Below are 22,436 nucleotides of genomic sequence, written 5' to 3'. Positions count from 1 at the left end.
GTCAGTCCTGGGCGCCGACGAGCCGGCCGTCGGACCCGGCCGGGGGCGGCGTGCGCGGGGCGGACTTCGCGGCGGTGGGCAGCAGCTTGGAGTAGACGCCGTCCAGCACCTCGGCCTGCGCCTCCCACGTCCACTCGTGGAGCAGGTCGGGCCGGTCGTCGTACACGGCGCGGTACCGCCGGGGGTCGGCGAGGACCGCCTCGACCGCCCGCACGTAGTCGTCGAGGTCCTCGGCGTGGAAGACCTCGCCCTGCCCGGTGGCCTTCACCATGTCGCCCATCGCCTGCACGTCGCTCACGACGATCGGCAGCCGCGCGTGCGAGTACTCGAAGAACTTCGTGATCAGGGCGATCTCGTGGTTCGGCCAGTGGTGGATCGGGATGACGCCGATGTCGGCCGCCGCCAGGAACGGGACGACCTGGTCAAACGGGACGTACGGCAGCGTGTGGACCCGGTCGGCGACGCCGAGTTCGCCGGCGCGGGCGATCAGGCTCCGGACGTAGTCGGACCGCGCCGAGGAGACGACCAGGGCGACGTGCAGCCGCGGCAGCCGCGGCAGCGCGTCGATCATGATGTCGAGGCCGCGCTGCACCGAGGCGCTGCCGCTGTAGACGGCGATCGGGGTGTCCGGGCCGACGCCGCACAGCTCCCGCATGTCGGGGACGGGGTCGGACGTGCTCGGCTCGCCCCCGGTGATCGGGGCGTTCAGCACCACGGTCGGCTTGGCGCGCAGGCCGTGGCTCTCGACCAGCCGGTCCGCCAGCGCCTCCGAGACGGTCACCACGGCGTCGGCGTCGCCCGCGTACTCGCGCTCGTGCGCGATCATGGCGGGCAGCCAGCGCGGCCCGGCGCCCCAGGGGCGGATGCCCGGCAGGAACTCGTGCGCGTCCCACACGAGCTTCACCTGCCGGCCCTTGGCGCGGGCCCGCCGCACCGACCGCGCCGCGACACCGAGCATGCGGAAGTCGTTGGCGTGGATGATGTCGGGTTCGAGCCGGTCGATGACCTTGCCGTAGGTGCTGTCCCAGTCCCACAGGTTGCGGTCGAGGACGCGCCACGCCCGGTCGCCGAGGACCTTCAGCCAGAAGTTGATCGCGAACCGCTCCAGCGGGGAGCGCGGGTTGCCGCGGGCCTCGGCGAGCGACTCGGTCTGCCGCACCCGCAGCGACACCCACCGCGACTGGGCCTTCGCCGTGATCCGCCGCGTCAGCAGCCACACCTTGCGCACCGGGCCGCGGGAGCCCGGCTCGAGGCGGGCGGCGGCGAGGTCGGCCCGCCGGGACTGCACGAGCCGCCGCCGGTAGTCGGCCACCTTGGGGTGCCCGTACGCGAGCGGGCGCCGCAGCGTGGCGCGCAGGACGCCGTGCTGGTTGCGCAGGAGCACGTGCTGCAGCGGCAGGAGGCGCACGCGGGCGCCGCCGATGTTCCAGGAGCGGCGCTTCTTGGCCCCGGTGCAGCCGAGCATGTGCACATCCCAGCCCGCCTCGGCCATCGACTTCGCGGCCTTCTGCACCCGGGAGTCGCGCACGACATCGTTGTCGACGAGCATGACGACGCGGCCGCGCGACGCGCCGGGAACCGTCCCGTCTTCGATTTCCATTCGATTCTCCAGTCGCGGTCGGCCGGGCCGCTCGCGCAGACCGGCCGGAACGGTCAGCGGGGCGTCTTCGAACCTGTCCGAGCGTCGGGGGCGCCGATCACGACGCGGTGAACGCCGGGCCAGCGGGAGGCGTCGGTGACGCGGCGGCCGTCGACCAGGGCCTTGACGCCCGGCAGGTCGTCCGCGCCGAGTTCGCGGTAGGCGGCGTGGTCGGCCTGCACGATCGCGGCGGTGACCGACTCGCCCCGGTGGGGCGGGAGGCCGAGGGCCTCCAGTTCCTCATCGGTGTACATCGGGTCGGACACGTACGGGACGGCGCCGCGCCGCCGCAGCGCCTCCACCGTGGGGAAGACGCCGGAGAACGCCGTCTCCTTGACGCCGCCCCGGTACGCCGCGCCCAGCACGAGGACGCCGGCGCCGGTCAGGTCGCCGTAGGCGTCGGCGAGCAGGCCGACGGCGTACTCGGGCATGCCCGTGTTGGCCTCGCGGGCGGCCCGGACGACGGTCGCGTCCGGGTCGTTCCACAGGTACATCCGCGGATACACCGGGATGCAGTGGCCGCCCACGGCGATGCCCGGCTGGTGGATGTGGCTGTACGGCTGGGTGTTGCAGGCCTCGATGACCTTCGTGACGTCCACGCCCACCGTGTCGGCGTAGCGGGCGAACTGGTTGGCGAGGCCGATGTTGACGTCCCGGTAGGTCGTCTCGGCGAGCTTGGCGAGCTCCGCCGCCTCCGCGGAGCCGAGGTCCCAGACGCCGTTCGGGCGGTCGAGGTCCGGCCGCTCGTCGAAGTCGAGGACCTGCCCGTAGAACTCGACGCCGTGCCGGGCGGACGCCTCGTCGATGCCGCCGACGAGCTTGGGGTAGCGGCGCAGGTCGGCGAAGACCCGCCCGGTCAGCACCCGCTCCGGGCTGAACACCAGGTGGAAGTCGGTGCCCGCGGTCAGGCCCGAGCCGTCCGCGAGCATCGGGGCCCAGCGGTCACGGGTGGTGCCGACGGGCAGCGTCGTCTCGTAGCTGACGAGCGTCCCGGGGCGCAGGCCCTGCGCGATGGAGCGCGTCGCGGCGTCCATCCAGCCGAAGTCCGGGGTGCCCTTCTCGTCCACGAACAGGGGGACGACCACGACGACCGCCTCCGACTCGGCGACCGCGGCCGCCGTGTCGGTCGTCGCCGTCAGCAGCCCCGCCCGCACCGCCTCGCCGAGGTGGACGTCGAGCTCGGCCTCGCCGGGGAACGGCTCGCGCCCCGCGTTGACCTCGGCCACGACGCGCTCGTTCACGTCGGCGCCGATCACACGGTGGCCCTTGCGGGCGAACTGCACCGCGAGCGGAAGACCGATCTTGCCGAGCGCGACCACGCAGATCCGCATGTGCTACTTACCTCCAAGGGACGTCACGCGCCGGACCCGCTGGGCGACGGCCTGGGCCGGACGTACCGGACGTGTCTCGATCATCGTGCCGTGCCGGTCGTCGCCGGCCACCGACAGCCGGTAGGGCCTGGCCCGGTGCCAGAACAGTTCGCCGCGCGGGGCGGGCACCATGGACGTCCCCGCCGGCACGGCGACGTCGTGCGTCTCCCCGGCGGCCCGGACGACGAGCCGCAGCGCGTGCCTCGGCCTGCCGGACGCCGCCGTGAGCGTCACCGGGATCCGGGCGGTCACGTGCAGGCCGTCCTCGCGCGCCTCGCGGGTGAGGTCGTCCAGGTCCAGGGTCTTGCCGCCGCCGCGGGGGGCGAGCGCGAGGCGGACGGTCGCGGGGTCGTCGGTCTCGGGGCCGGTGAGCGGGGTCCGGACGGTGATCTCCACCGTGTCGCGGTCGCGCCGCACGGCGACGGTCCGCGCCTCCTGGGCCAGCCGCTTGCGCATGCCCTTGGTGATCTCGAACAGGTCGTCCGGGAGCCCGAGGCGGGGGTCCTCGAAGCCCTGGTAGGCGAGGTAGGCCCGGCCGTCCTTCAGCGCGATCAGGTAGGGGTGCTCCGCGATCCCGGCCCGGATCGCCTCGCACAGCAGGTCGATCTCGCCGCGCTGCGCGAGCCGGAGCCGGACGCGGCGGACGATGGGCAGCGTGTAGAGGACCTCGTCGGTCACGTACCGGTCGACGAGCCTGCCGACGCGGGCGCAGACGTCCTCCTGCGCGTCGCGGTCGAGTTCGAGGAACCCCTCCCGCGTCGGCATCGTCAGCTCCCAGCGGGTGTGCCGCTTGAGGATCGCGTCGCGCTTCGGGCCGGGCTCGATGAGGTCGGCGACGACGCCGAAGAGGCTCTCCGCGCATTCGAGGCGCGTGTGGACGTCGACTGCGCCCTGAGTGATGTTGCCACCGTCGTCGCGCAGCACCGCGTAGTAGCAGGTGTAGTCGGCGAGGACGGAGATGCGCCGGGCGCGCACGCACGCCTCGAGGGTGAACGGCTGGTCGCTGCCGATCCGCATGTGCTCGTGGAACCGCAGCTTGTGCCGCTCCACCAGCTCGCGGCGGAACAGCTTGCAGTTCGACAGCACCCACGGCAGCACCGAGTCGTACAGGTCGATCTCGGGGCGGTTCTCGGCGAACAGTTCCGGGCGCCGGACGGCCCGCCCGTTGACGCCCTCCATCTTGCCGACGAGGACGTCCGAGCCCCACTCGTCGGCCGCGGCGACCATGCGTTCCAGCGCCTCGGGGCCGAGGTGGTCGTCGGCGCCGACGAAGTAGACGTAGCGGCCGGTCGCGACGTCCAGCGCCCGGTTGCTGGGGGCCGCCGGGCCGCCCGAGTTCGGCTGCCGCAGCACGGTGACGACGTCGGGGTACTCCTCGGCGAACCGGTCGAGCTCGGCTCCGGAGCCGTCGGTGGAGCCGTCGTCGACCGCGACGACCTCCATGCGGTCGCGGCCGATGCTCTGCCCGACCAGCGAGTTCAGGCAGTCGGTCAGGTAGGGCATCGTGTTGTAGACCGCGACCACGACGGTGACGTCGGGCACACCGGCGGAGGCGGGACCGCCGTCCTCCGCTCCGCCGCTCCGCTCAGACGGCATCCAGCACCTCCCCGGGCTGGAGCGACACCGTCTCGCCGAGGCGCGCCGACTTCAGCACGGCGGCCGACACCTCGACCGTCCGCAGGCCCTGCCGCAGTGTGACGACGTCGCCCGGGGCCGACCCGTCGGGGCCCGCGAGGACCGCGTCGCGGAAGCGCTCGTGCTCGACCAGCAGCGGCTCGCGCTTGGGGATCGCGTACCGGATCATGTCGCCCTCGGACACGCCGCGGAACGCCCGCAGCGCCTCCCACTCGGTGCTCACCTCGCCGTTGGCGTAGAACGTGAGGTCGGCGGTGAGCGTGTCGGCGACGAAGCAGCCGCGCTCGCCGGTGACCACCGTGGTGCGCTCCTTGAGCGGGCTCAGCCAGTTCACCAGGTGGTTGACCATGGAGCCGTCCGCCAGGCGCCCGACGGCGGCGACCATGTCCTCGTGCGGGCGGCCGCTGCGCGCGACGGTGTGCGCGGAGATGGACACGTAGTCCTGGCCGGTCACCCAGCCGGTGAGGTCGATGTCGTGGGTCGCGAGGTCCTTGACGACGCCGACGTCGGCGATCCGGTGCGGGAACGGCCCCTGCCGGCGCGTGACGACCTGGAACACCTCGCCCAGCTCGCCCGCCTCCAGCCGGGCCCGCATGCTCTGCAGCGCCGGGTTGTAGCGCTCGATGTGGCCGACGGCCGCGACGAGCCCGCGCGACTCGAACGCCGTCACCAGCCGTTCGGCGGCCTCCACCGACTCGGCGAGCGGCTTCTCGATCAGCGCGCCGACGCCGGCCTCGGCGAGCGCGAGCCCGATCTCCTCGTGCAGCGCGGTCGGGCAGGCCACCACCGCGTAGTCGATGCCGACGGTGAGCAGTTCCTGGAGGGACCCCATCAGCGGCACCCCGTGCGGGGCGCCCTCGGGCCGTCCGGCCGGGTCGACGATCCCGACGAGGTCGACGCCGTCCAGGCCGGACAGGACCCGCGCGTGGTTGCGGCCCATCACGCCGAGGCCGATCAGGCCCGCGCGCAGCGACGCGCTCACGACGCGGCTCCGGCCGCGTTCACCGCGTCGGCGACGCGCGCCAGGTCGTCGTCGGTGAGGGACGGGTGCACCGGGAGGGACAGCACCTCGGCCGCGGCGCGCTCGGTCTCGGGCAGGTCCCAGCGCGGGTCGGGGGCGCCGTCCTTCAGGAACGGCCTGAGCCGGTGGACGGGCGTCGGGTAGTAGACGGCGCTGCCGACCTTCCGCTGCTCCAGGCGCTGCTGGAAGGCGTCGCGGTCGCCGGGGACGCGGACGGTGTACTGGTGGTAGACGTGCCGCGTGCCGGGCGCGACCGGCGGCACCACCGCGCCGGTGATCTTGGCGTCCAGGAACCGGGCGTTGGCGATGCGCCGCTCGGTCCAGGCGGGCAGCTGCTTGAGCTGCTCGCGCCCGATGGCCGCCGCGACGTCGGTGAGCCGCACGTTGGCGCCGACGATCTCGTTGGCGTAGCGCTGCTCCATGCCCTGGTTGCGCAGCAGCCGCAGCGTCCGGGCGGTCTCCGCGTCGGCGGTGGTGATCATGCCGCCCTCCAGGGCGTGCATGTTCTTGGTCGGGTAGAAGCTGAAGGTGCCGATCGTGCCGATGGCGCCCACCGGGACGCCGTTGTGGGCGGCGGCGTGCGCCTGGCAGGCGTCCTCGACGACGGCGAGCCCGTGCCGCTCCGCGAGCGCGCCGATGCGGTCCATCGCCGCGGGGTGCCCGTACAGGTGCACCGGCATGATGGCGGCGGTGCGGGGGCCGACCGCGGCGGCGACGGCGTCCGGGTCGACGTTGAACGAGCCGGGCTCGATGTCGACGAAGACGGGCTCGGCGCCGACGAGGCGGACGACGTTGGCCGTGGCCGCGAACGTGAACGAGGGGACGATCACCTCGTCGCCGGGGCCGATGCCGAGCGCCATCAGGCCGAGGTGCAGGGCCGACGTCCCGGAGTTGACGGCGACGCAGTGGCGTCCCGCGACGAGGGCGGAGAACTCCTCCTCGAAGGCGGCGACCTCGGGGCCCTGCACGACACGCCCGCTGCGGAGGACGCGCACGGCAGCCTCGATCTCCGCCTCCCCGATCACGGGACTCGCCGCGGGGACGGGCCTTTCCGATTCCACGGGCATGCACAGGCTCCTTATGGCAGGACGGTGAGCAAGGGCTTCCTCGCGGGGGACAGATCGCGTCCGGACAAGAGGCGCATTCTCGGCGGAAGCCTCGTCTGACGGACGGATTCTAGCCAAGTCAGACCGTGGCGAGGACGTCCATCGATCTTTCCCGCACTCAGGAACCTCCCATGAAGACGCCCGTCCAAAACCGCTGCCGGTCCGGATCGGCGCCGAACAGGTACGTCGCCTTCAGCTTGGGCGGCAGCAGCGGCGCCAGCCGCGCCGCGGTCTCCGCATGGCGGCTGAGCTGCGACAACTCGGCGTTGGCGAAGACGCGGTGGACGATGTCGGTCGCGTCCGAGCCCTCGTCCCCGGCGGCGCGGAGCCGCTGCTCCCAGCCGTCCAGGTCGGCGGCCAGCTCGCGGAGCCCGGTCACCTGCCGGCGGGCCAGCCGCGCCTCCAGCGCGGTGAGCGGGACCGGCGCGTAGTCGCCGTCGCCCAGATACATCTTGGCGATGTCGAGCGGCAGACCGGTGCCGTGCAAGCGGATCAGACGCTCAAGCGTGCGCTTGGTCATCCACTGCCGGCCCTCGTCGTCGATGTCGTTCTTCCACCACTCCAGGACGGTCTCGGCCACCCCGCCGTAACGGGCTATCAACCATTCGTTCGCCGGAATGTCATCCGGCTCGATCTCCAACGAGACCGTGAAGCGGGACGCCTGCGCGATGGTGTTGCGCGACACGAGCAGCTTGCGGCCCAGGTAGTAGGGAGGGTTCTGCAAGGCGATCTGGGCGCGGAGGCCCTTGATGCGCCGCCCGGCCAGGGACCACTCCTGCGTGACCTCCATGAGGCGGGCGAACGTGGCCTTGTCCTTGGGACGGTTGTACTCGTCCCAAACGATGGCCTTGTCGCCCGGCTCCAGGAACGGGCCGGACAACAGGTTGTCGAGGGTTCCGTCCAGAGTGGGGACGGGCGCGCACAAGTCCTCCACATTGGTGACGGGCAGCGAGAAGTAGAGCGGGTCGGCGCCGAGCTCGTCGCGGACGACCTCCTTCACCACCTCCGTCTTGCCGCAGCCGGGCGGCCCCTGAATGAGCACGGCCCAGCGCCGCTCGATGGCGGCGCGCACGACGCGGCGGACGGCGTCCGGCACGTGCGCGGGATCGGGGACGTCGGCCCCGGCGCGCCGCAGTTCGGCGGCGATGCGGCCGAGGATCTCGGGGGCCTGGTCGTCGCCCGGCCTCCCGTCCGGCCCGCCGGCCGCGGTGGCGAGGGGCAGGCGGCGCCCGTCCACGAGCGGGAGGCCCCAGGCGAGCGGGAACCCGGCGAGCGCGCAGTCGAGGACGTGCTCCAGCGTGCGCGGCGACAGCAGCCTGCGCAGCTCGGCGGGCAGCGACGCCCACACCCGGAACACGCCGGTGAGGTCGACGCCGCGGAACCTGCGCGACAGCGCGGCCCGCCACGCGGTGTCGGCGGCGGTGACCCGCAGCGTCGCCATCCGGTCGAGGACGGCGGGGTCCGTGCGGAGCGCCGCGGTCTCGGTGAGCGTCTCGTTGTCGGTCAGGAACACCCCGACGCAGCCGAGCGCGCGCAGGTCGTGCTCGCCGAGCGTCCAGTTGCAGGCGATCTGCATGAGCTGGGACTGGATCGTCGCGCCCGCCTGGAGCGAGTCGTCGATGAGCAGCACGTACGGCTTGCGCGGCTTGAGCTGCCGCATGACGAGCTGCCGCAGCACGAGCTCCCCGTCCTGCCGGACGGGCGCGTTGACCAGCAGGTCGTCGGGGGTGAGGTTCGCGGCCGGGACGTAGACGAGCGCGGTGTCCTCGCGCCGCCGGACGTGGTGGAAGAACGTGGAGGTCTTGCCGATGCCGTGCTCGCCGAAGACCTGCCCGGTGATCCCGAGCTCGATCATGGTGTCGATGAAACGGGCCAGCCGCGGCCCGTCCGGCATGCTCATGCGCTCAAGTACAGCGGTCCGGCACGTCCGGATCACCCGATTTATTCGGGAGGCCCGCCGGGTACGGCGCACCCGCTCGTCGCCGGACTCCGCCGCTCCTGTCGTACCGGCCCGCTATCGTTCCTGCGTCCGGATGTCACAGGGCAGGATGGGAGCGCGCCATTTACGGGGAACGGGGGTGACCGGGGACCTCCGCACCGCGGACCACCATCCGGCCGGCGGCGGCCCCACCCGCCCAGGTCGACGGCGCCGGCGGGCGCCCCGTCCGCTGGACCCGCGGCGGCTGCGGGCGGAAGAGCCGGCCGACCCGGAGGTGGTCGAGCAGGCCCGTCGGCGCAAGGAGTCCGTGCTGCTGGGCTTCGGGGCGGGGCAGAGCGTCGTGGCGTCCTGGCTGTACGCCAAGTGCCACCACCACGTTCCGACCACCGCGATCCCCACCGCCGCCGTGGCGGCCACCGGCGACGGAAGCTGCGCCCTCCTCTACAACCCCTACTTCTTCATGGAGCTGGACTACGACGGCGTCCAGTTCGTGCTGTTCCACGAGGCCCGGCATCTGATGCACCGGCACCTCTACGTGGACGAGGAGCTGCGTTCCGACCCGGTGTTCACGATGGCCGCCGAGGTGTCCATCAACCATGTCGCCCTGCGCCGGCTGGGGCGGTCCGGCCTCCCCACGATTCCCGCGCGCACGGCGTCCGGGGACGGTGGCCAGGAGCGAGAGCCGGTCGGCGTCGACCCCGACCTGGTCTACAGGGCGTACCGCGACGATCTGGGGCGGCAGGGGCTGGCCCCGCTCCCGTACGACGAGTTCAGCCACACCGATCTCACGGTGTACAGCGAGTTGCGCCGGATGAAGGCGCTCAGTGAACCCGTGACGGCGTACTGCGTCCACCTGGGCGGCGACGACCCCGGCGAGTCCGGCAGGAGGCAGGACGGCGACCGGGCCGAGCGGCCGGACATCCCGCTGGACGCGGAGACCGTGGAGCGGCTGGGCGACGACGTCCTGCGCGAGGTGATGCAGGCCGCGCTGCGCGGGAATCCGGCGGCGCGCGGCGAGCTCCTCGATCTGGCCGACCGCACGGCGGACGGCGGGGAGCGGCTGGAGCGGCTGTGGGGAGGCCTGGGCCTGGACAGGCTGCGCGGCGTCACCCCGAAGACCCGCCGGGTCGACTGGTGGCAGCGGTGGCTGACCGACGTGCTCGCCTCCAAGCTGAGCGAGAGCGACCGGCTGGTCTACCCGAAGAAGCACGGCGCGGTCATGCTGGCCCTGGGGCACGACCCGATGCTGGCCCGGCGCGGGCCGGAGCGGACGAAGGTGGTGCTCATCGCCTTCGACACGTCGGGGTCGATGCCCGACCACGTGGTCGACTGGCTGACCACCCTGGTCGGCGGGACCGACGGGGTGGAGAGCCACTGGCTGAGCTTCGACGGTGCGGTGACGCCGTTCGCCCCTGGGGAGCGGGTGGCGGGCGGGGGCGGTACCGATTTCCAGAACGTCGTCGACTACGCCGAGGGCCGGCTGGAGGTCGGCGGCAAGCGGTTCGAGACGGAACCCGACGCGGTCATCATGGTGACCGACGGGTACGCGCCGCCCGTCACCCCCGCCGCCCCCGACCGGTGGATCTGGCTGATCACCGACGGCGGCGACGACTGGCCGGACCACCACGACCCGCCGATGGCCTGCCACCGGGTCGCATCCGGGCGATGACCGAGGAGAACGGAACAGTGGCGACCGCGGAACGGCGGTGGAAACCCACCGCCACCTATCCCGATCCCCCCGAGAACGAGCCCACCACGAAGCTCGAGAAGTTCATCGACGCGATGATCTCGACCGGGCAGACCGGGCAGATCTTCGGCGAGCACGGCATCGGGAAGACCTCCACGTTCGTCTCGTACGTGCCGAAGCGCCATCCCGGCACCGCCCTGGTCGTCGTGCCCGCCGCCAACCTCTCCCCCGACGACCTGCTGGTGAACGCCCCGGTACGCGACGACCGCAGCGGGGAGCTGGTGCTCCGCCAGCTCGTCATGCGGCAGCTCGTCCCGGGCAAGCCGTTCGTCCTTCTCATCGACGACTCGTTGCAGGCCGGGAACACGGTGCAGTCCCAGTTGATGCAGATCGCCTGCAACTGGAGCCTGGGCGAGTACGACCTGCGCGAGCTCGGCTGCGTCGGGGTGTTCCTCACCGACAACGAGTCGCTCGCCGAAACCGGCGTCCGCCGGTCCGACCCGGCGATCCTGGACCGGATGGTCACCATCCGGCTGACCGCGAACGACACCGCATGGAGGCGGGCGCTGGCCGAGCGGTATCCCGACTGGGATCTGCGTGAGGTGTTCCGTGAATGGGCCGGGCTCGGCCCGGAGCTGCGCCGCCTGCTCTCGCCGCGCACCCTGCAGCACGTGCTGGACTGCGCCCGCGCCGGCTTTCCGCTCGCCTGGGGGCTGCCGATCCAGAACGGCCGCCGGCTGGCGCTGGCGGAGGCGGGCAGGGACGGCCGGCCGGGCCGGGACCGTACGGCGGAGGTACTCGACGCCATCGCCGCGGCGGTCGGGGCGAGCAACCCCGCCACCGTCACCGACCCGGTCCGCCGCATCCTGCGGGCCGCGATGGCCAATCGCTGGGCCGTCCTCCTCCAGGGTCCTCCGGGGTGCGGCAAGACGGAGATCACCAAGCAGATCGCCCGGGAGGAGACCGGCCACGAGCCCGTCTACTTCTCCCTGCCGGTGACCAACGTCGAGGACCTGTGCGTACCGGTGCCCACGCCGGACGGGTCGCTGGAGGCCATGCTCGCCCGGTCGCTGCTCGACCCGAGGCCCAAGGTGCTGATCTGGGACGAGTACAACCGGCCGAAGGACAAGGCGGCCTTCGCCAGGCTCATGGAGATCACCCAGGAGTGGACGCTCGCCGGCCGCCGGATCCCCGGCCTGCGGGCCCAGGTGGCGTTGCAGAACCCTCCCTACCATCTGGGCCGCAAGATGCCGGTGGCCGCCAACAACGTGGCCCAGGCCAGCCGGTTCACGATCAGCTACGAGGTCCACCCCGACGACATCCCGGCCAACGAGTGGCTGATCTCGACCTACGGCGAGACGGCCGAGACGGTCCTGGAGTGGTGGAAGAACGACATCGACGACGAGGGACGGGACTGGATCACCAAGCGCACCATGGAGCGGCTGATCAAGCTGCACCGGGCGGAGATGCCGCTGCAGCCGGCCCTGATGTACCTCGGCGACGGCGAGTACGCCCCGGTGTCGCTGTCCGGGCTGGAGGCCCGGCTGGCCGACCGCCGGCAGACCGGCCTGGTGGAGATCGCCGAGAACCTCGCCGGCTGGGAGGCCCGGCTGTCGAGGGCGGCCGAGACGTCGCAGGAGGGCACCGACGACACCGACCTGGTCCACCAGGTGTTCTCCAACGCAGAGGTGTCGCAGTTGGAGAGGCATATCGACGTGGTGGCCCGGCTGCTGCCGTACCTGCCGCCGAAGCTGCGGGCCACCTACCTGGTCGGGCAGACCAGGGAACGGCAGCGCTTCTGGGTGGCGGCCCTGGCGCGGATGGCCCGGCTGTCGGCGGACGGCGCCCGGTGACCGCCCGCGCGGTCACCGGGCGCGGCGCCTGCACCGTCGAGTGCTCGCGATGTCAGTCCTCGTCGCCGTCCTCGCCGTCCTCCGCCTCGCCGGTCTCATCGTCCTCTTCGACGCACTCGCAGCCGCACTCCTCGCAACTGCACACGCACTCTTCCTCCTCGTCGCAGCCGCAGTCGCACTCGCACCAGCACTCGCAGGTCTCCTCGAAGTCGAGGAACTCCTCCATGTCGACCTGACGGATCATCGGCACGGAGACGGTGGCCTGCTCGTGCTTCGCCATCCAGGTGTTGCGGAAGAAGTCGAACTTGAGGTGGTAGCAGTCGGCGGACTCGGCGAAAAGGATCGGCGGGACGAGGAAGTGCGCCACGTCGACCTCGGCCACGGAGGCGATGAAGGTCTCCGCACCCGGGAACCGGGGCCCGCCCTGGCAGGAGGCGAAGTTCACCGGCGCCAGAGCCTCCTTGCCGAGAACGTGGATGCGGTCGCCCTCGACGACGAACATGTCGGGGTCGAGATGGACGTCCTCGCCGAGCATCAGGATGGGCGCGGGCATGATCTCGGCCTTCGCGGAGTCCTGCGCGCGGGTGTAGTGCTTGATGATCTCGGCGTTGCGCGTCGTCTCGAAGTTCGGGTTGAACACCTCCCCGCCGCAGATTCCGCAGGCGCAGTCGGGCAGCTCGTCCGTGGAGGGCGCCTCCGGCTCCGGGAACAGCATCGACTTGTCGAACGGCACGACCGGCGACTCACCGCGCCTGTCCCTGAGGAAGGCCGGGATCCAGTCCGTGCCGCCGGCCTCGACCACCTCCGAGTCGCACAGGGTGCGGAAGGCCTTGCCGCCGAGCTTGCAGTTGAAGTAGTCGAGCAGCGTGACGGCGGCGCACTCGGCGAGCGTGAGCCCGCCGTTCTTGGCGAACCAGAAGTCATAGCCGTTCGCGACGAAGTGCACACCGCGGAACCGCTTGTGGACGAAGGGCTCGCGGCCGTCCCCGGCGGGCAGGCCGTTCCAGTGCGCCGCGGCGACCCGGTTGTAGTAGTCGTCGGCGTGGCGGGCGAGTTCCGGAGCGAAGACGCTCTCGCCGGTCAGGTAGCAGGCCTTGCTGAACAGGGCGCCGATCCCGGGATCGTGCTCGACCTCCGGATCGGCGAAGACGAGCTCGGTGCGCAGGAAGACCTTGCGGCCGTCGCGGTACGGCGCGCCCTCGTGCTCGTACCGCTGATCGAAGATCACGCAGGTGAAGGGCTCGATCGTCTCGATCGCGGCGCCGCCTTCGAGGGCGAGGGCGGGCTCGGCCGATCCGCCGGTGAGGTAGAGCAGCACCGTGTAGCGGGAGACATGCCGGCGGGAGGCGTCGTAGTAGGGGGTGTCGAGGTGGCGGTGGAAGTCGGCGTCGCCCGGCTCGAAACGGTTGCAGCGGAACACCGGGTTCACGTGCGAGAAGCCGTCGAGCGCCGGCTGCGGCATCGCCTTGGCCACCGCGCCGGTGAGGGCCTCGGCCAGCAGCGCCGAATGGAAGATGAACCGGTCGCCGCCCCGCGACCCCGCGTTGAGCGGCGGCACGTACAGGTCGAGCGAGTCGAGTTGCTCCAGGCAGTCCCGGGCGGTGGCGGGGAGCCGCAGCGAGAACGTCTGGACGCCGTCGGCGACCTCGGTGCGCTCGGCCAGTTCGAGCTCCAGCGGGACGCCTGCGAACCGGTGGTCGAGCGGAAGGATGTTCTCGAACGTGCGGAACGAGAACTCGCGGGGATCGACGAAGACCGCGGCGAGGTACGGCGCGTTCTCGCTCGGCCGCGCGAACAGCTCCCGCACGCCGGCGTCGATGCGCTCGGCGTCGACGAAGCGGACCGCCTTGAACCTCGCCGTCGGGTGCCAGCTGACCGCCAGCCCGTCGATCTCCGTCGTGGGCCCGGTGTCGGTCGCGTCGACCAGGGCGCGGTAGCGGTCGACCTCTTCGGCGGGGGCCCGGCCGTTCGACAGGGCGAAGAAGCCGTCGCGGAGCTCGATGCTCACACGTTCCTCCAGTAGCTGCGCAGTCCGGGCGGGAGCTGGGGTGCGGCGGCGAGCATCGTCGCGCCGGCGTCTCCGACGTCGTCGCGGTACAGCAGCAACCGCCTCAACGAGCCGATGAAGGGCGCGGCGAGCAGGGCCTCCGCCCCCTCCGCGCCGATCTCGTTGTACCGCAGGTCGAGTTCGACCAGGCCGGTGAGAGGATGCAGCGCGCGAACGCCGTCCGCGGAGAGCAGGTTCCGCTGGAGGCGCAGGCGGCGGACGCCGGCGAACCCCGGGGACGCCGCGAGGGCGGCCAGGCCGGCGTCGCCGACACGGCAGTAGCGCAGGTCGAGGATCTCGGTCCGGCCCGCCGGGGCGCCGGGGCCGGTCGATTCCGACGCCTCGAAGCGGAAGAACGTCGAGACGGCGAGGGCCTCGGCGCCGAGCGCGCCGATGCGCAGGTACGAGAGATCGAGTTCGACGAGCCGGCCGAGGTCGAGCGTCGCGAGGGCGCCGGTGTCGATGGACGAGGACGGCTCCGGCAGTGCGGGCTCGGTCGGATCGCCCCACTCGAGGTCGTCCTGCGTCTGCGCGGCGGAGGGCGCGATCCGCAGCGAGGTCACGAAGGGGGCGTGCATGATCTGCTCGATCAGCGCGGGCGCGTCGTCGGACCATTCGACGGCGACCTTCGTGGCGAACCCGTACCGGCGCTCCAGGACGGTCGCCCCCTCCGGCAGCGCGGCGTCCCAGCTCCGCCGGTGCTCGTTCACGAGCGCGGCGATCTCGCGGTCCAGAGCCTCGCGGTCGGCAGAGCGGGTGCGGTCGCGGCGCTGCTGGAGCTCGATGAGGGCTCCCCGGGCGTCGCCTTGTTCCCGGAGCCGGTCGCCGTAGACGCGCCAAGTGGCGAGGTCGCCGGGATCGTCCCGGAGCATTTGTTCGAGGGCGGCAGCCTTCATTGGACGGACGCTAACAGCGGGGAGTGACAGGATCCGCACGGTTCGGACGCCCCGGGACTGTTTTGTGATCTTGCCCGGAAACGCCCAGGGGCGAGAGCGGAGAACGGCGATGTCACACGCGGAGGAGCCCCGGTCTTAAATGGTGCGCATGCGTGACGACGATGTGCGGACCTGCCTGCGCGTCCTGGCGGAGATGGCGGACGCGCCGGACGGCCATCCCGACCTGGCGCGGGTGCGGGCGGCGGCCGGCGCGTTCGTGCGCCGGACCCGGGAGCGCGAGCGGGCCGCGGCCCGGGTGCGCCAGGCGGCGGCCGACGCGCGGATGCTGGCCGCGACCGCCACGGGCGCGCCGGGACGGGTCGAGGGCGCGCCCGTCGAGCCGCCGCGCGAGGCCGTCCCGTCCGGGACTGTGACGGGCGGGCTGCGCGCCTGCTACGTCTGCAAGGCGCACTTCCGGGAGGCGGACGCGTTCTACCACCGCCTCTGCCCGCCGTGCGCGGAGGAGCACCGGCGGCACCGGCACGCGCGCGCCGACCTGGCCGGACGCCGCGCGATCGTCACGGGCGGGCGGGTCAAGGCCGGGTTCGAACTCGTTCTCAAACTGCTGCGCGACGGCGCGGCCGTGACCGCCCTGACCCGGTTCCCCGCCGACGCGCGCCGCCGCTTCGCCGAGGTCGCCGACCAGGCCGACTGGCGGGACCGGCTCACGATCGTCGGCATGGACCTGCGGGACGTCCCGTCCCTCGTCCGGTGGTGCGACGCGCTCGTGGACGCCGGCGCGCCCCTCGACATCCTGGTGAACCTGGCGGCGCAGACGCTGCGGCATCCGCCCGAGTCGTACGCGGAACTGCTGGCGGGCGAGAAGCGGGCGGGCGAGCTGACGGCGGGCGAGGGGGTCGCGGTGCCGGGCGCGCTGCCCGTGCCCCTCCCGACCGGCGCCGTCGACGTGGCGGGGCTGCTCCCCGACCCGTCCCCGGTCAACTCATGGACGCGGCTGGTGCACGAGGTCGATCCCGTGGAGCTGCTGGAGGTGCAGCTCATCAACGTGACGGCGCCGTTCGTCCTGCTGGGGCGGCTGCGTCCCCTCCTGGAGCTGTCGCCGCGTCCGCGCCGGTACGTGGTGAACGTCTCGGCCGTCGAAGGGCAGTTCGACCGCGTGTACAAGGGCGCCGAGCATCCGCACACGAACATGGCGAAGGCGGCGCTGAACATGCTGACGCGCACGACCGCGTCCGAGCTGGCGGAGCACGGCGTGCACGTCACCAGCGTCGACCCCGGCTGGTTCACCGACCAGCAGCCCGAGCCCGCGCGGGCGCGCCGCACCGCCGCCGGGTTCCGCCCGCCGCTGGACGTCGTGGACGCCGCCGCCCGGATCTACCACCCGATCGTGCGCGGCGAGCGCGACGGCGACCCGCCGAGCGGCTGCCTGCTGAAGGACTACCGGGTCGTCAACTGGTGACGGCTCAGCTCGCGACCGCGCCGGCGGTCGCGAGCAGCTCCGGCAGCGTCCCGACGAACCCCTCCTGCAGCAGCCTGCGCGCCACCAGCCACGCCTCGGGCCGCCCGCCGAGGTGGCGGTCGACGTGCTCGGCGAGGCGGCGCAGCACCCGCGGGTCGGGCACGCCCTCGGACGGGGCGAGGATCGCGTCGACGTCCGCCGCCGCGAGCACGGCGTCGGCGGTGACCTCGCCCGTCCCGCGGAACAGGGCGCCCGCGGCCTTGCCGTAGGCGAGGACGGGGTCCCAGTGGCGCCGCACGCCGGGTTCGCGGAGGCTGCGCGCGCGCCCGTGGCCGGTCTCGTCGACGAACGGCGGGGCCAGGACGACGTCGCCGTCCAACCCGAGGCGGGCCCTGAGCCGAGCGGTACCGCGCAGGCCAGGGAGCCACAGCGCGTCGGCGGCCACGCGCAGCGTCTCCTCGGGGACGGTCGCGGCGACGAGGTCGGGCGTCAGCGTCCCCGCGACGAGGCCGTTCCCGACGACCTTGACGATGACGTCCGCGCCCGCGCGCGTCCCGAGCCCGACGAGGTCGGCGAGCACTTCGGGGGCGGGGTCGGGCAGGTAGACGGCCGTTTCCGGATGGTCGGCGACGATCATCCGGACGAGTTCGAGCGGCACGTCGGTACGTTTCGCCATGAACCGGGCCGCACGCAGCGGGAACGGCCCCTCGGAGGCCCGGCGGCGCGGCTCGTCCGCCAGCACCGCGTCCCAGCCGACGCGCGGGACGCAGAAGACGCGGCGGTTCACGACCGTCCGGACGAGCGGGGTGCCGCGCCACGGCTCGCAGCCGTCCGCGTCGGCGATCTCGGCCACCGTGCGCAGGAACTCGGGACGGCGCGCCCGCCCGGCCAGCTCCCGCAGCCGCCGCTCCCCCTCGGCGCTCGCCAGCGCCGCCTGCGCGTAGGCGAGCACGCTGGGCTCCGACTGGTCCGGCCCCCACCGGTACGCGGGCAGCCGCCCGTCCTCGACGAGCCGCCGGATCTCATGCTCCCGGTGCGCGTCCAGGAGCGTGCGGCAGGCCTGGACGGCGCCGTGCGGATCGGCGCCCGCGCCCAGGTGCAGCAGCGCGCCCCCTGCCAGGTCTGGGTCCGCCGCGTACAGCAGCGCGTGGTCGAGAGGCTCCTGCCCCCGCGTCGACAGCAGTGCCTCCCGCACCTCGGCGGGCAGCGGCAGCGGCGTGACGCCGTCCCGGCGGGAGGTCTGGTGGGCGAGCTGGCGGCGCAGGTTGCGCGGGATGCGGCCGAGCGCGCTCTCGGCGGTCAGCAGGGTCGCGTTGACCTCGGGGTCGTCCAGGTCGAGCAGCCGCCCCAGCAGCTCCGGCGGATCGCCGACGAGCACGGCGTGCCGGACGAGCAGGTCCAGGTCGCCGGCCCGGCCGCGCCGCAGCAGGGCCTCAAGGACGACCCGGTTCGGCGTCCCGTGGCTGCTCAGCGCGTGTTCGAGCAGGCTCAGCGGGAGGTGGCCGAGCAGCACGTCCATCTCGTCGGGCGTCGCGAACCGGAGCAGTCCGGCCGTGCAGCCCAGGAGGTCGTTGGCGCGGATCCGGGAGTGGGGGGCCATGAGCCGTCACCGTAGCCGACAGATCACCTCGGCCGGACCCGGTGGCAGGCCATTCCCCGCCGCTCCGGCCACTCGTCGCCGCCGGAGGTGATGAGCCAGATCCACTTCCCCGGGTCCATGGGGAGGATCGGGTCGGCGTACCCGTCGGTCACGACGATGACGGCGTCCGCGGGCTCGTCCCGTCCCTCCACGTGCCGCCGGACGGCCTCGAAGCTCGTCCCGCCGCCGCCCCGGAGCGGCTCGCCGGGCCGGAACGGCTTCACCGTCGCGTCGAAGGCGACCCACTCGGCCTCGGCCCCGTCGATCCGGCCGACCAGCTCGCCCAGCCACTCGACCACGCCGTCCGGCATCGACCCGGACGTGTCCAGCGCGATGACCAGCGACTTCACCCGCTGCGGCCCGTGCCGCGCCAGCATCGGCTCGTGCCCGAGCGCCGCGAGCACCGCCCCGCGCTTCTTCGGGTAGACGAGCCGCTCCCCCTCCTCCAGCTTCGAGGCGAGCACGTCCACGAGCCACCGCTGCCACCACTCGACCCGCCGCGTGGCCGACGTGACGCCCCGCAGCGCATGCGCGCCGAGGTCGCCCCAGATGCGGTCGACGCCCTCCGACGCCCCCTCGGTGCGCCGGAGGAGGTCGAGCAGTTCCCCGCGCGCCGTCCGGTCGCCGCGCCGCGCCGCGATGAGCACGCTCCGCAGCACGTCGTCGGCGATCCGGCCGGCCGTCTCCCCGTCGAGCGCGTCGACGAGCACGTGGATGCAGGCCGCCTGCCAGGCGCCCGGCGGGTTCCGCATCCGCCCGAGCTCCCGGTAGACGCTCATGTCGGTGTCGACCCACTCCTCGTACGGGAGCGGATCGGCGCCCTGGTCTCGCAGGTCATCGACGTAGTCCCGGTACACCCCGCGCGGCGAGATCCCCACGGGCTCGCCGCCGATCTCGGGCAGCCCGCCGCCCAGCCGCACCATCGCGACATGGTTGATCGTGACCTCGCACGCCAGCGTGAAGACCGGGTCGCTCCGCAGGTCGGCGTCCGCGAAGAGGTGCCGCTGGACGAGGTGCCGGGCCTCGTGGAACAGCACGAACCGCACCCCTTCGGCCCCGATCCCGACGAAGAACTCGGGGTTGTAGAGGAGCAGGCAGGACCCGTCCCCGGAGGCGACCACGGCCGCCGTGTCCACCGCCGTGGTGGGCACCTGGTGGTGGCACTTGCTGAACAGCCACGACGCGATGGCGCTGTGCGTCATCCCCAGTTCGAGCAGCGCCCGCTCCTTCAACCGCCGCGCCGCCTCGACGACCTCCTCGTCGGCGGGCCGCCACCGCTCCAGCGCCCGCCGATCGGCGAGCTCGACGACCGGCGCCCGCGGGCGCCTGACCTCTCCGTACCCCACGCCTCCACCCTCCCGGCAACCCGCGCCCCGTTCCACCGGTTTACGGGGCCGGGGATTCAGGCGGGCAGCCCGGCCGCGTGGCGCATGGCGTCCCGCGCACGGGACGCGGCCGAGGGGTCCTCCAGCAGCTGGATCTCCTGGTTGGCCGCCATCGACAGGCCGATCAGCGTCGTGGCGACCTCCTCCGGGGGACGGTGCGGCCCCGGCAGCGCGGCCTGGGCGGCGGCGACCTCGGCGGCCAGCCCCCGCCGGCCGGCGGCGACGATCTCCCGCAGCCGCTCGCGCAGCGGCCCCGGGCGCCCGTCGAGCTCGGACGAGGCGGACGTGAGGAAGCAGCCCCCGGGGAACGGGCAGTCGGCCAGGTAGTCCACCCATCCGTCGATGAGCCGGGCGAGCCGCCCCGGCCCGGGCGGCAGGTCCGCCAGCGGGTCGATGACCGCCGCGCGGAACACCTCGCAGGCCTCTTCGAGCGCGGCCATGAGCAGCCGCTCGCGCGACCCGAACGGCCCGACCAGGCCCGCCTTGCTCATGTCGAGCCGCTGCGCCAGCGAGCCGACCGTCAGGCCCTCCAGACCCAGCCGGGAGGCGTCCCGCACCGCGGCGCGCAGGATCCGGTCGCGCGTCCGGGCCGCTTCGGCCGCCGAATGACGAGGAGACATGGCGCCAGGATAGCGAACGAGCGTACGCTATGGGCTTTGGCGGACGACCGTTCGCCAAAGAACGGGAGGCGACATGACCGATCTGCTCCGGCTCGACGCCACGGCCCTGGCCCTCATCGGCCACGACGTGGCGATGGTCCCCGACGCCGCGATGGCGGCCCCGACCCCCTGCGAGGGATGGACGGTCACGGACCTGCTCCGCCACATGAACGAGCGCCACGAGGCCATCGCGCGGACCGCGCTGCCGGCCCGCGAACCGTCCGGCGACCCGCGCGGCGACTTCGCCCTGACCGCCGCCCGCTGCCTCGCCGTGCTCGAACGGGCGGGCGAGACCGTCACCATGCCCCGGCTGGGGCCGTTGTCCACCGAGTGGGTGCTCGGCATCCACGCGGTCGACATGCTGGTCCACCGCTGGGACCTGGCGCGTGCGCTCGGGACCGCGCCCGCCGCGCCGTCCTGGATCACCGACGCCGCGCTGCCGCTCGCCCGCGCCAACACCGCCCCCGGCAGCCCCCTCAACGGACCGGGCGCGGCCTACCGGCCGCCCCTCGCCGAGGACCCGGCCCGCCCGGCGATCGACAACATCGCCGCGCTCCTCGGCCGCGACCCGCGCTGGTCCCCGCCTGCCTGACGTCCCGCGGGAAGATCGCGGCATAGTGGCGGGCCTCCGGAATGTCTGAGGAGGTGACACCCCCAGAGGAGGCCCCGTGAACCGAGAGGCCCGCGAGAGCTTCGGCGCGTTCGTCGCGGCACGGTCGAGCAGGCTCATCCGGACGGCTTACGTCCTGACGGGCGACCAGCACGCCGCAGAGGACCTGCTTCAGAACGCGCTGGCGAAGACGGCCGCGCGGTGGCGGCACGTGCGCGACAACCCGGAGGGCTACGTGCGCCGGGCCATGTACAACGAGCAGGCGACCCGGTGGCGGCGGCGCGGCCGCGAGGCGGTCGTCGCCGAGCCGCCGGACCTCCCCTCGTCCGGCCCCGACGTCGATCTGCGGGTGACGCTGGAGCGCGCGCTGCTGTCCCTGCCGCCCCGCAAGCGGGCGGTGCTCGTCCTGCGCTACTACGAGGACCTCCCGGAACGCGAGGTCGCCGAGATCATGGGCTGCTCGGTCGGCACCGTCCGCAGCCAGACGCACCGCGCCATCGCCCGGCTCCGGGAACTGGCCCCCGACCTCGCCGCCCACCTCGCACCCACGGGGAGCTGACCATGACCGACCAGATGCTCAAGGACGCCCTCGCCGCGCTGGCCGAACGCGCCCCCGACCCCGCCGACGACCTCATCGAACGCGCCGTGCGCACCGCCGACCGGCGCCGCAGGACCAGGACGGCCGCCGCCTGCGCGGCGGCCCTCGCCCTGGCGGTCGCGGTGCCGGCGGCGGTCACGGCGGTGCGCGAGCCCTCCGCGCCCAGCGTCCTCAGTTCCCCCGGCCCGGGAAAGGGGCTGCCGGAGAACACCCCTGAGGAGCGGGCTCTCGCCCGCGCCTGCATGCGCAACGGTCCGCCGACGGGCTCCATGGGCGAGAAGCGTCCCGACAAGGGCAGCGCCTCGGACTTCCGGGTTCTGACGGAGATGCCGGTGCCGGGCGGACGGCTCGTGGAGGTTGGAAGCCGCCGCGGTTACGTGCTCTGCGTGGGCAACGGGAGGGGCAACACCGAGCCTCCGAAGCTCCACACCTGGCCGGGAAAGCCGGGCGGCGGGCTCTTCGGATTCGGCGCGCCGTTGCGCGTGGACGGCATCATGCAGGTCCAGGCGCTCAGCGACTCGAACGGGTTGCACGCCGTGGTCGTCGGGCGCGCCAAGCCCAGCGTCGCCAGGGTTCACGTGGCTTGGGAGGGCGGTCGGGAGGCCGAGGCCGCCGTCCGCAACGGGTTCTTCGTCACTCAGACGCCCGCCGAGATGATGCCGGACCGGAAGGCCACCGGTCCGATGTCGAAGGGGGCCATGACGGGCCCCACGATCCGCGTCGCGAGCGTGACCGGGTACGACGCCGCGGGACGTTCCCGCTACACCTGGCGACCCAAGGTGCGCACCGAGCAGGCGGGCTTCGCGCCCGAGGACTGCACCGACGGTCTGACCCGCCCCCGCCCAACGCTCTGCGACTGAACCGGACCCGGCCGGCGCCGACCTGGCGCCGGC

17 protein-coding genes are annotated in these 22,436 nt (G+C 73.3%); 6 read left to right on the top strand and 11 right to left on the bottom strand.

Annotated elements, in window-relative coordinates; translation table 11 throughout:
- Position 1 precedes the first annotated feature (1 nt).
- The 6 genes from AB0C21_RS04460 to AB0C21_RS04435 all read right to left on the bottom strand — a co-directional run bounded on the left by AB0C21_RS04460 (position 2) and on the right by AB0C21_RS04435 (position 8,671).
- Positions 2-1,600: a glycosyltransferase family 4 protein gene (locus AB0C21_RS04460; protein WP_500202651.1), complete on the bottom strand. Its 1,599-nt coding sequence runs from the start codon at positions 1,598-1,600 to the stop codon at positions 2-4.
- A 53-nt stretch (positions 1,601-1,653) separates the two neighbouring features.
- On the bottom strand, positions 1,654-2,970 hold the full coding sequence (locus AB0C21_RS04455; RefSeq protein ID WP_500202650.1) for a nucleotide sugar dehydrogenase: 1,317 nt from the start codon (positions 2,968-2,970) through the stop codon (positions 1,654-1,656).
- A 3-nt stretch (positions 2,971-2,973) separates the two neighbouring features.
- Positions 2,974-4,605: a glycosyltransferase family 2 protein gene (locus tag AB0C21_RS04450; protein ID WP_500202649.1), complete on the bottom strand. Its 1,632-nt coding sequence runs from the start codon at positions 4,603-4,605 to the stop codon at positions 2,974-2,976.
- Positions 4,595-5,626, bottom strand: a complete 1,032-nt coding sequence (locus tag AB0C21_RS04445) for a Gfo/Idh/MocA family protein (protein ID WP_500202648.1) — start codon at positions 5,624-5,626, stop codon at positions 4,595-4,597. Before AB0C21_RS04445 ends, AB0C21_RS04450 begins: the two co-directional genes overlap by 11 nt.
- Positions 5,623-6,732 carry a DegT/DnrJ/EryC1/StrS family aminotransferase gene (locus AB0C21_RS04440; protein ID WP_500202647.1) on the bottom strand — a complete coding sequence of 370 codons (1,110 nt, stop codon included), beginning with the start codon at positions 6,730-6,732 and terminating at the stop codon, positions 5,623-5,625. The genes AB0C21_RS04445 and AB0C21_RS04440 overlap by 4 nt, the downstream gene beginning before the upstream one ends.
- Before the next feature lie 157 nt (positions 6,733-6,889).
- Positions 6,890-8,671 (bottom strand): ATP-binding protein, encoded by a 1,782-nt coding sequence (locus AB0C21_RS04435; RefSeq protein ID WP_500202646.1) that lies wholly within the window; start codon positions 8,669-8,671, stop codon positions 6,890-6,892.
- A gap of 178 nt (positions 8,672-8,849) precedes the next feature.
- Here AB0C21_RS04435 and AB0C21_RS04430 point away from each other — a divergent pair, with 178 nt between their 5' ends.
- Together AB0C21_RS04430 and AB0C21_RS04425 are read left to right on the top strand one after the other, a co-directional pair.
- A complete protein-coding gene (locus AB0C21_RS04430) occupies positions 8,850-10,379 on the top strand; it encodes a DUF2201 family putative metallopeptidase (protein WP_500202645.1) in 1,530 nt (509 codons plus the stop codon).
- On the top strand, positions 10,376-12,250 hold the full coding sequence (locus AB0C21_RS04425; RefSeq protein WP_500202644.1) for an AAA family ATPase: 1,875 nt from the start codon (positions 10,376-10,378) through the stop codon (positions 12,248-12,250). The genes AB0C21_RS04430 and AB0C21_RS04425 overlap by 4 nt, the downstream gene beginning before the upstream one ends.
- A 52-nt stretch (positions 12,251-12,302) precedes the next feature.
- Here AB0C21_RS04425 and AB0C21_RS04420 read toward each other — a convergent pair whose 3' ends face one another.
- Together AB0C21_RS04420 and AB0C21_RS04415 are read right to left on the bottom strand one after the other, a co-directional pair.
- On the bottom strand, positions 12,303-14,258 hold the full coding sequence (locus AB0C21_RS04420) for a hypothetical protein (RefSeq protein WP_500202643.1): 1,956 nt from the start codon (positions 14,256-14,258) through the stop codon (positions 12,303-12,305).
- Positions 14,255-15,193: a hypothetical protein gene (locus AB0C21_RS04415; RefSeq protein WP_500202642.1), complete on the bottom strand. Its 939-nt coding sequence runs from the start codon at positions 15,191-15,193 to the stop codon at positions 14,255-14,257. The genes AB0C21_RS04420 and AB0C21_RS04415 overlap by 4 nt, the downstream gene beginning before the upstream one ends.
- A gap of 148 nt (positions 15,194-15,341) precedes the next feature.
- Between AB0C21_RS04415 and AB0C21_RS04410 the strand changes: the two genes are divergently transcribed.
- Positions 15,342-16,652, top strand: a complete 1,311-nt coding sequence (locus AB0C21_RS04410) for an SDR family NAD(P)-dependent oxidoreductase (protein WP_500202641.1) — start codon at positions 15,342-15,344, stop codon at positions 16,650-16,652.
- 4 nt (positions 16,653-16,656) lie between these two features.
- Here AB0C21_RS04410 and AB0C21_RS04405 read toward each other — a convergent pair whose 3' ends face one another.
- Genes AB0C21_RS04405 through AB0C21_RS04395 form a run of 3 tightly spaced genes read right to left on the bottom strand, consistent with a single transcriptional unit; the run spans position 16,657 to position 20,296 of the window.
- Positions 16,657-18,252: a hypothetical protein gene (locus tag AB0C21_RS04405; protein ID WP_500202640.1), complete on the bottom strand. Its 1,596-nt coding sequence runs from the start codon at positions 18,250-18,252 to the stop codon at positions 16,657-16,659.
- A 23-nt stretch (positions 18,253-18,275) separates the two neighbouring features.
- Entirely contained in the window at positions 18,276-19,637 is a 1,362-nt protein-coding gene (locus AB0C21_RS04400) for a DUF2201 family putative metallopeptidase (RefSeq protein WP_500202639.1), read from the bottom strand.
- 56 nt (positions 19,638-19,693) lie between these two features.
- The gene (locus tag AB0C21_RS04395) at positions 19,694-20,296 is read right to left on the bottom strand and encodes a TetR/AcrR family transcriptional regulator (RefSeq protein ID WP_500202638.1); all 603 of its coding nucleotides are present in this window, start codon (positions 20,294-20,296) and stop codon (positions 19,694-19,696) included.
- Positions 20,297-20,369: 73 nt separating this feature from the next.
- Between AB0C21_RS04395 and AB0C21_RS04390 the strand changes: the two genes are divergently transcribed.
- The 3 genes from AB0C21_RS04390 (at position 20,370) to AB0C21_RS04380 (ending at position 22,403) form a co-directional block, all read left to right on the top strand.
- A complete protein-coding gene (locus AB0C21_RS04390; RefSeq protein WP_500202637.1) occupies positions 20,370-20,927 on the top strand; it encodes a maleylpyruvate isomerase family mycothiol-dependent enzyme in 558 nt (185 codons plus the stop codon).
- A gap of 76 nt (positions 20,928-21,003) precedes the next feature.
- Positions 21,004-21,504 (top strand): SigE family RNA polymerase sigma factor, encoded by a 501-nt coding sequence (locus tag AB0C21_RS04385; RefSeq protein WP_500202636.1) that lies wholly within the window; start codon positions 21,004-21,006, stop codon positions 21,502-21,504.
- Positions 21,505-21,506: 2 nt separating this feature from the next.
- Entirely contained in the window at positions 21,507-22,403 is an 897-nt protein-coding gene (locus tag AB0C21_RS04380; RefSeq protein ID WP_500202635.1) for a hypothetical protein, read from the top strand.
- Positions 22,404-22,436 lie beyond the last annotated feature (33 nt).

Source organism: Spirillospora sp. NPDC049024, assembly GCF_040649235.1.
Lineage (GTDB): Bacteria > Actinomycetota > Actinomycetes > Streptosporangiales > Streptosporangiaceae > Spirillospora.
Note: the sequence above shows the minus strand (reverse complement) of the source record. Positions and strands in the feature narration are given on the sequence as shown.

What these genes read in the sequence shown, in the direction of transcription:
- AB0C21_RS04440 (WP_500202647.1), bottom strand. Translation starts at nt 6,732, where the DNA reads ATGCCCGTGGAATCGGAAAGGCCCGTCCCCGCGGCGAGTCCCGTGATC.
- AB0C21_RS04455 (WP_500202650.1), bottom strand. Translation starts at nt 2,970, where the DNA reads ATGCGGATCTGCGTGGTCGCGCTCGGCAAGATCGGTCTTCCGCTCGCG.
- AB0C21_RS04395 (WP_500202638.1), bottom strand. Translation starts at nt 20,296, where the DNA reads ATGTCTCCTCGTCATTCGGCGGCCGAAGCGGCCCGGACGCGCGACCGG.
- AB0C21_RS04460 (WP_500202651.1), bottom strand. Translation starts at nt 1,600, where the DNA reads ATGGAAATCGAAGACGGGACGGTTCCCGGCGCGTCGCGCGGCCGCGTC.
- AB0C21_RS04405 (WP_500202640.1), bottom strand. Translation starts at nt 18,252, where the DNA reads ATGGCCCCCCACTCCCGGATCCGCGCCAACGACCTCCTGGGCTGCACG.
- AB0C21_RS04435 (WP_500202646.1), bottom strand. Translation starts at nt 8,671, where the DNA reads ATGAGCATGCCGGACGGGCCGCGGCTGGCCCGTTTCATCGACACCATG.
- AB0C21_RS04380 (WP_500202635.1), top strand. Translation starts at nt 21,507, where the DNA reads ATGACCGACCAGATGCTCAAGGACGCCCTCGCCGCGCTGGCCGAACGC.
- AB0C21_RS04415 (WP_500202642.1), bottom strand. Translation starts at nt 15,193, where the DNA reads ATGAAGGCTGCCGCCCTCGAACAAATGCTCCGGGACGATCCCGGCGAC.
- AB0C21_RS04390 (WP_500202637.1), top strand. Translation starts at nt 20,370, where the DNA reads ATGACCGATCTGCTCCGGCTCGACGCCACGGCCCTGGCCCTCATCGGC.
- AB0C21_RS04425 (WP_500202644.1), top strand. Translation starts at nt 10,376, where the DNA reads ATGACCGAGGAGAACGGAACAGTGGCGACCGCGGAACGGCGGTGGAAA.
- AB0C21_RS04450 (WP_500202649.1), bottom strand. Translation starts at nt 4,605, where the DNA reads ATGCCGTCTGAGCGGAGCGGCGGAGCGGAGGACGGCGGTCCCGCCTCC.
- AB0C21_RS04410 (WP_500202641.1), top strand. Translation starts at nt 15,342, where the DNA reads ATGCGTGACGACGATGTGCGGACCTGCCTGCGCGTCCTGGCGGAGATG.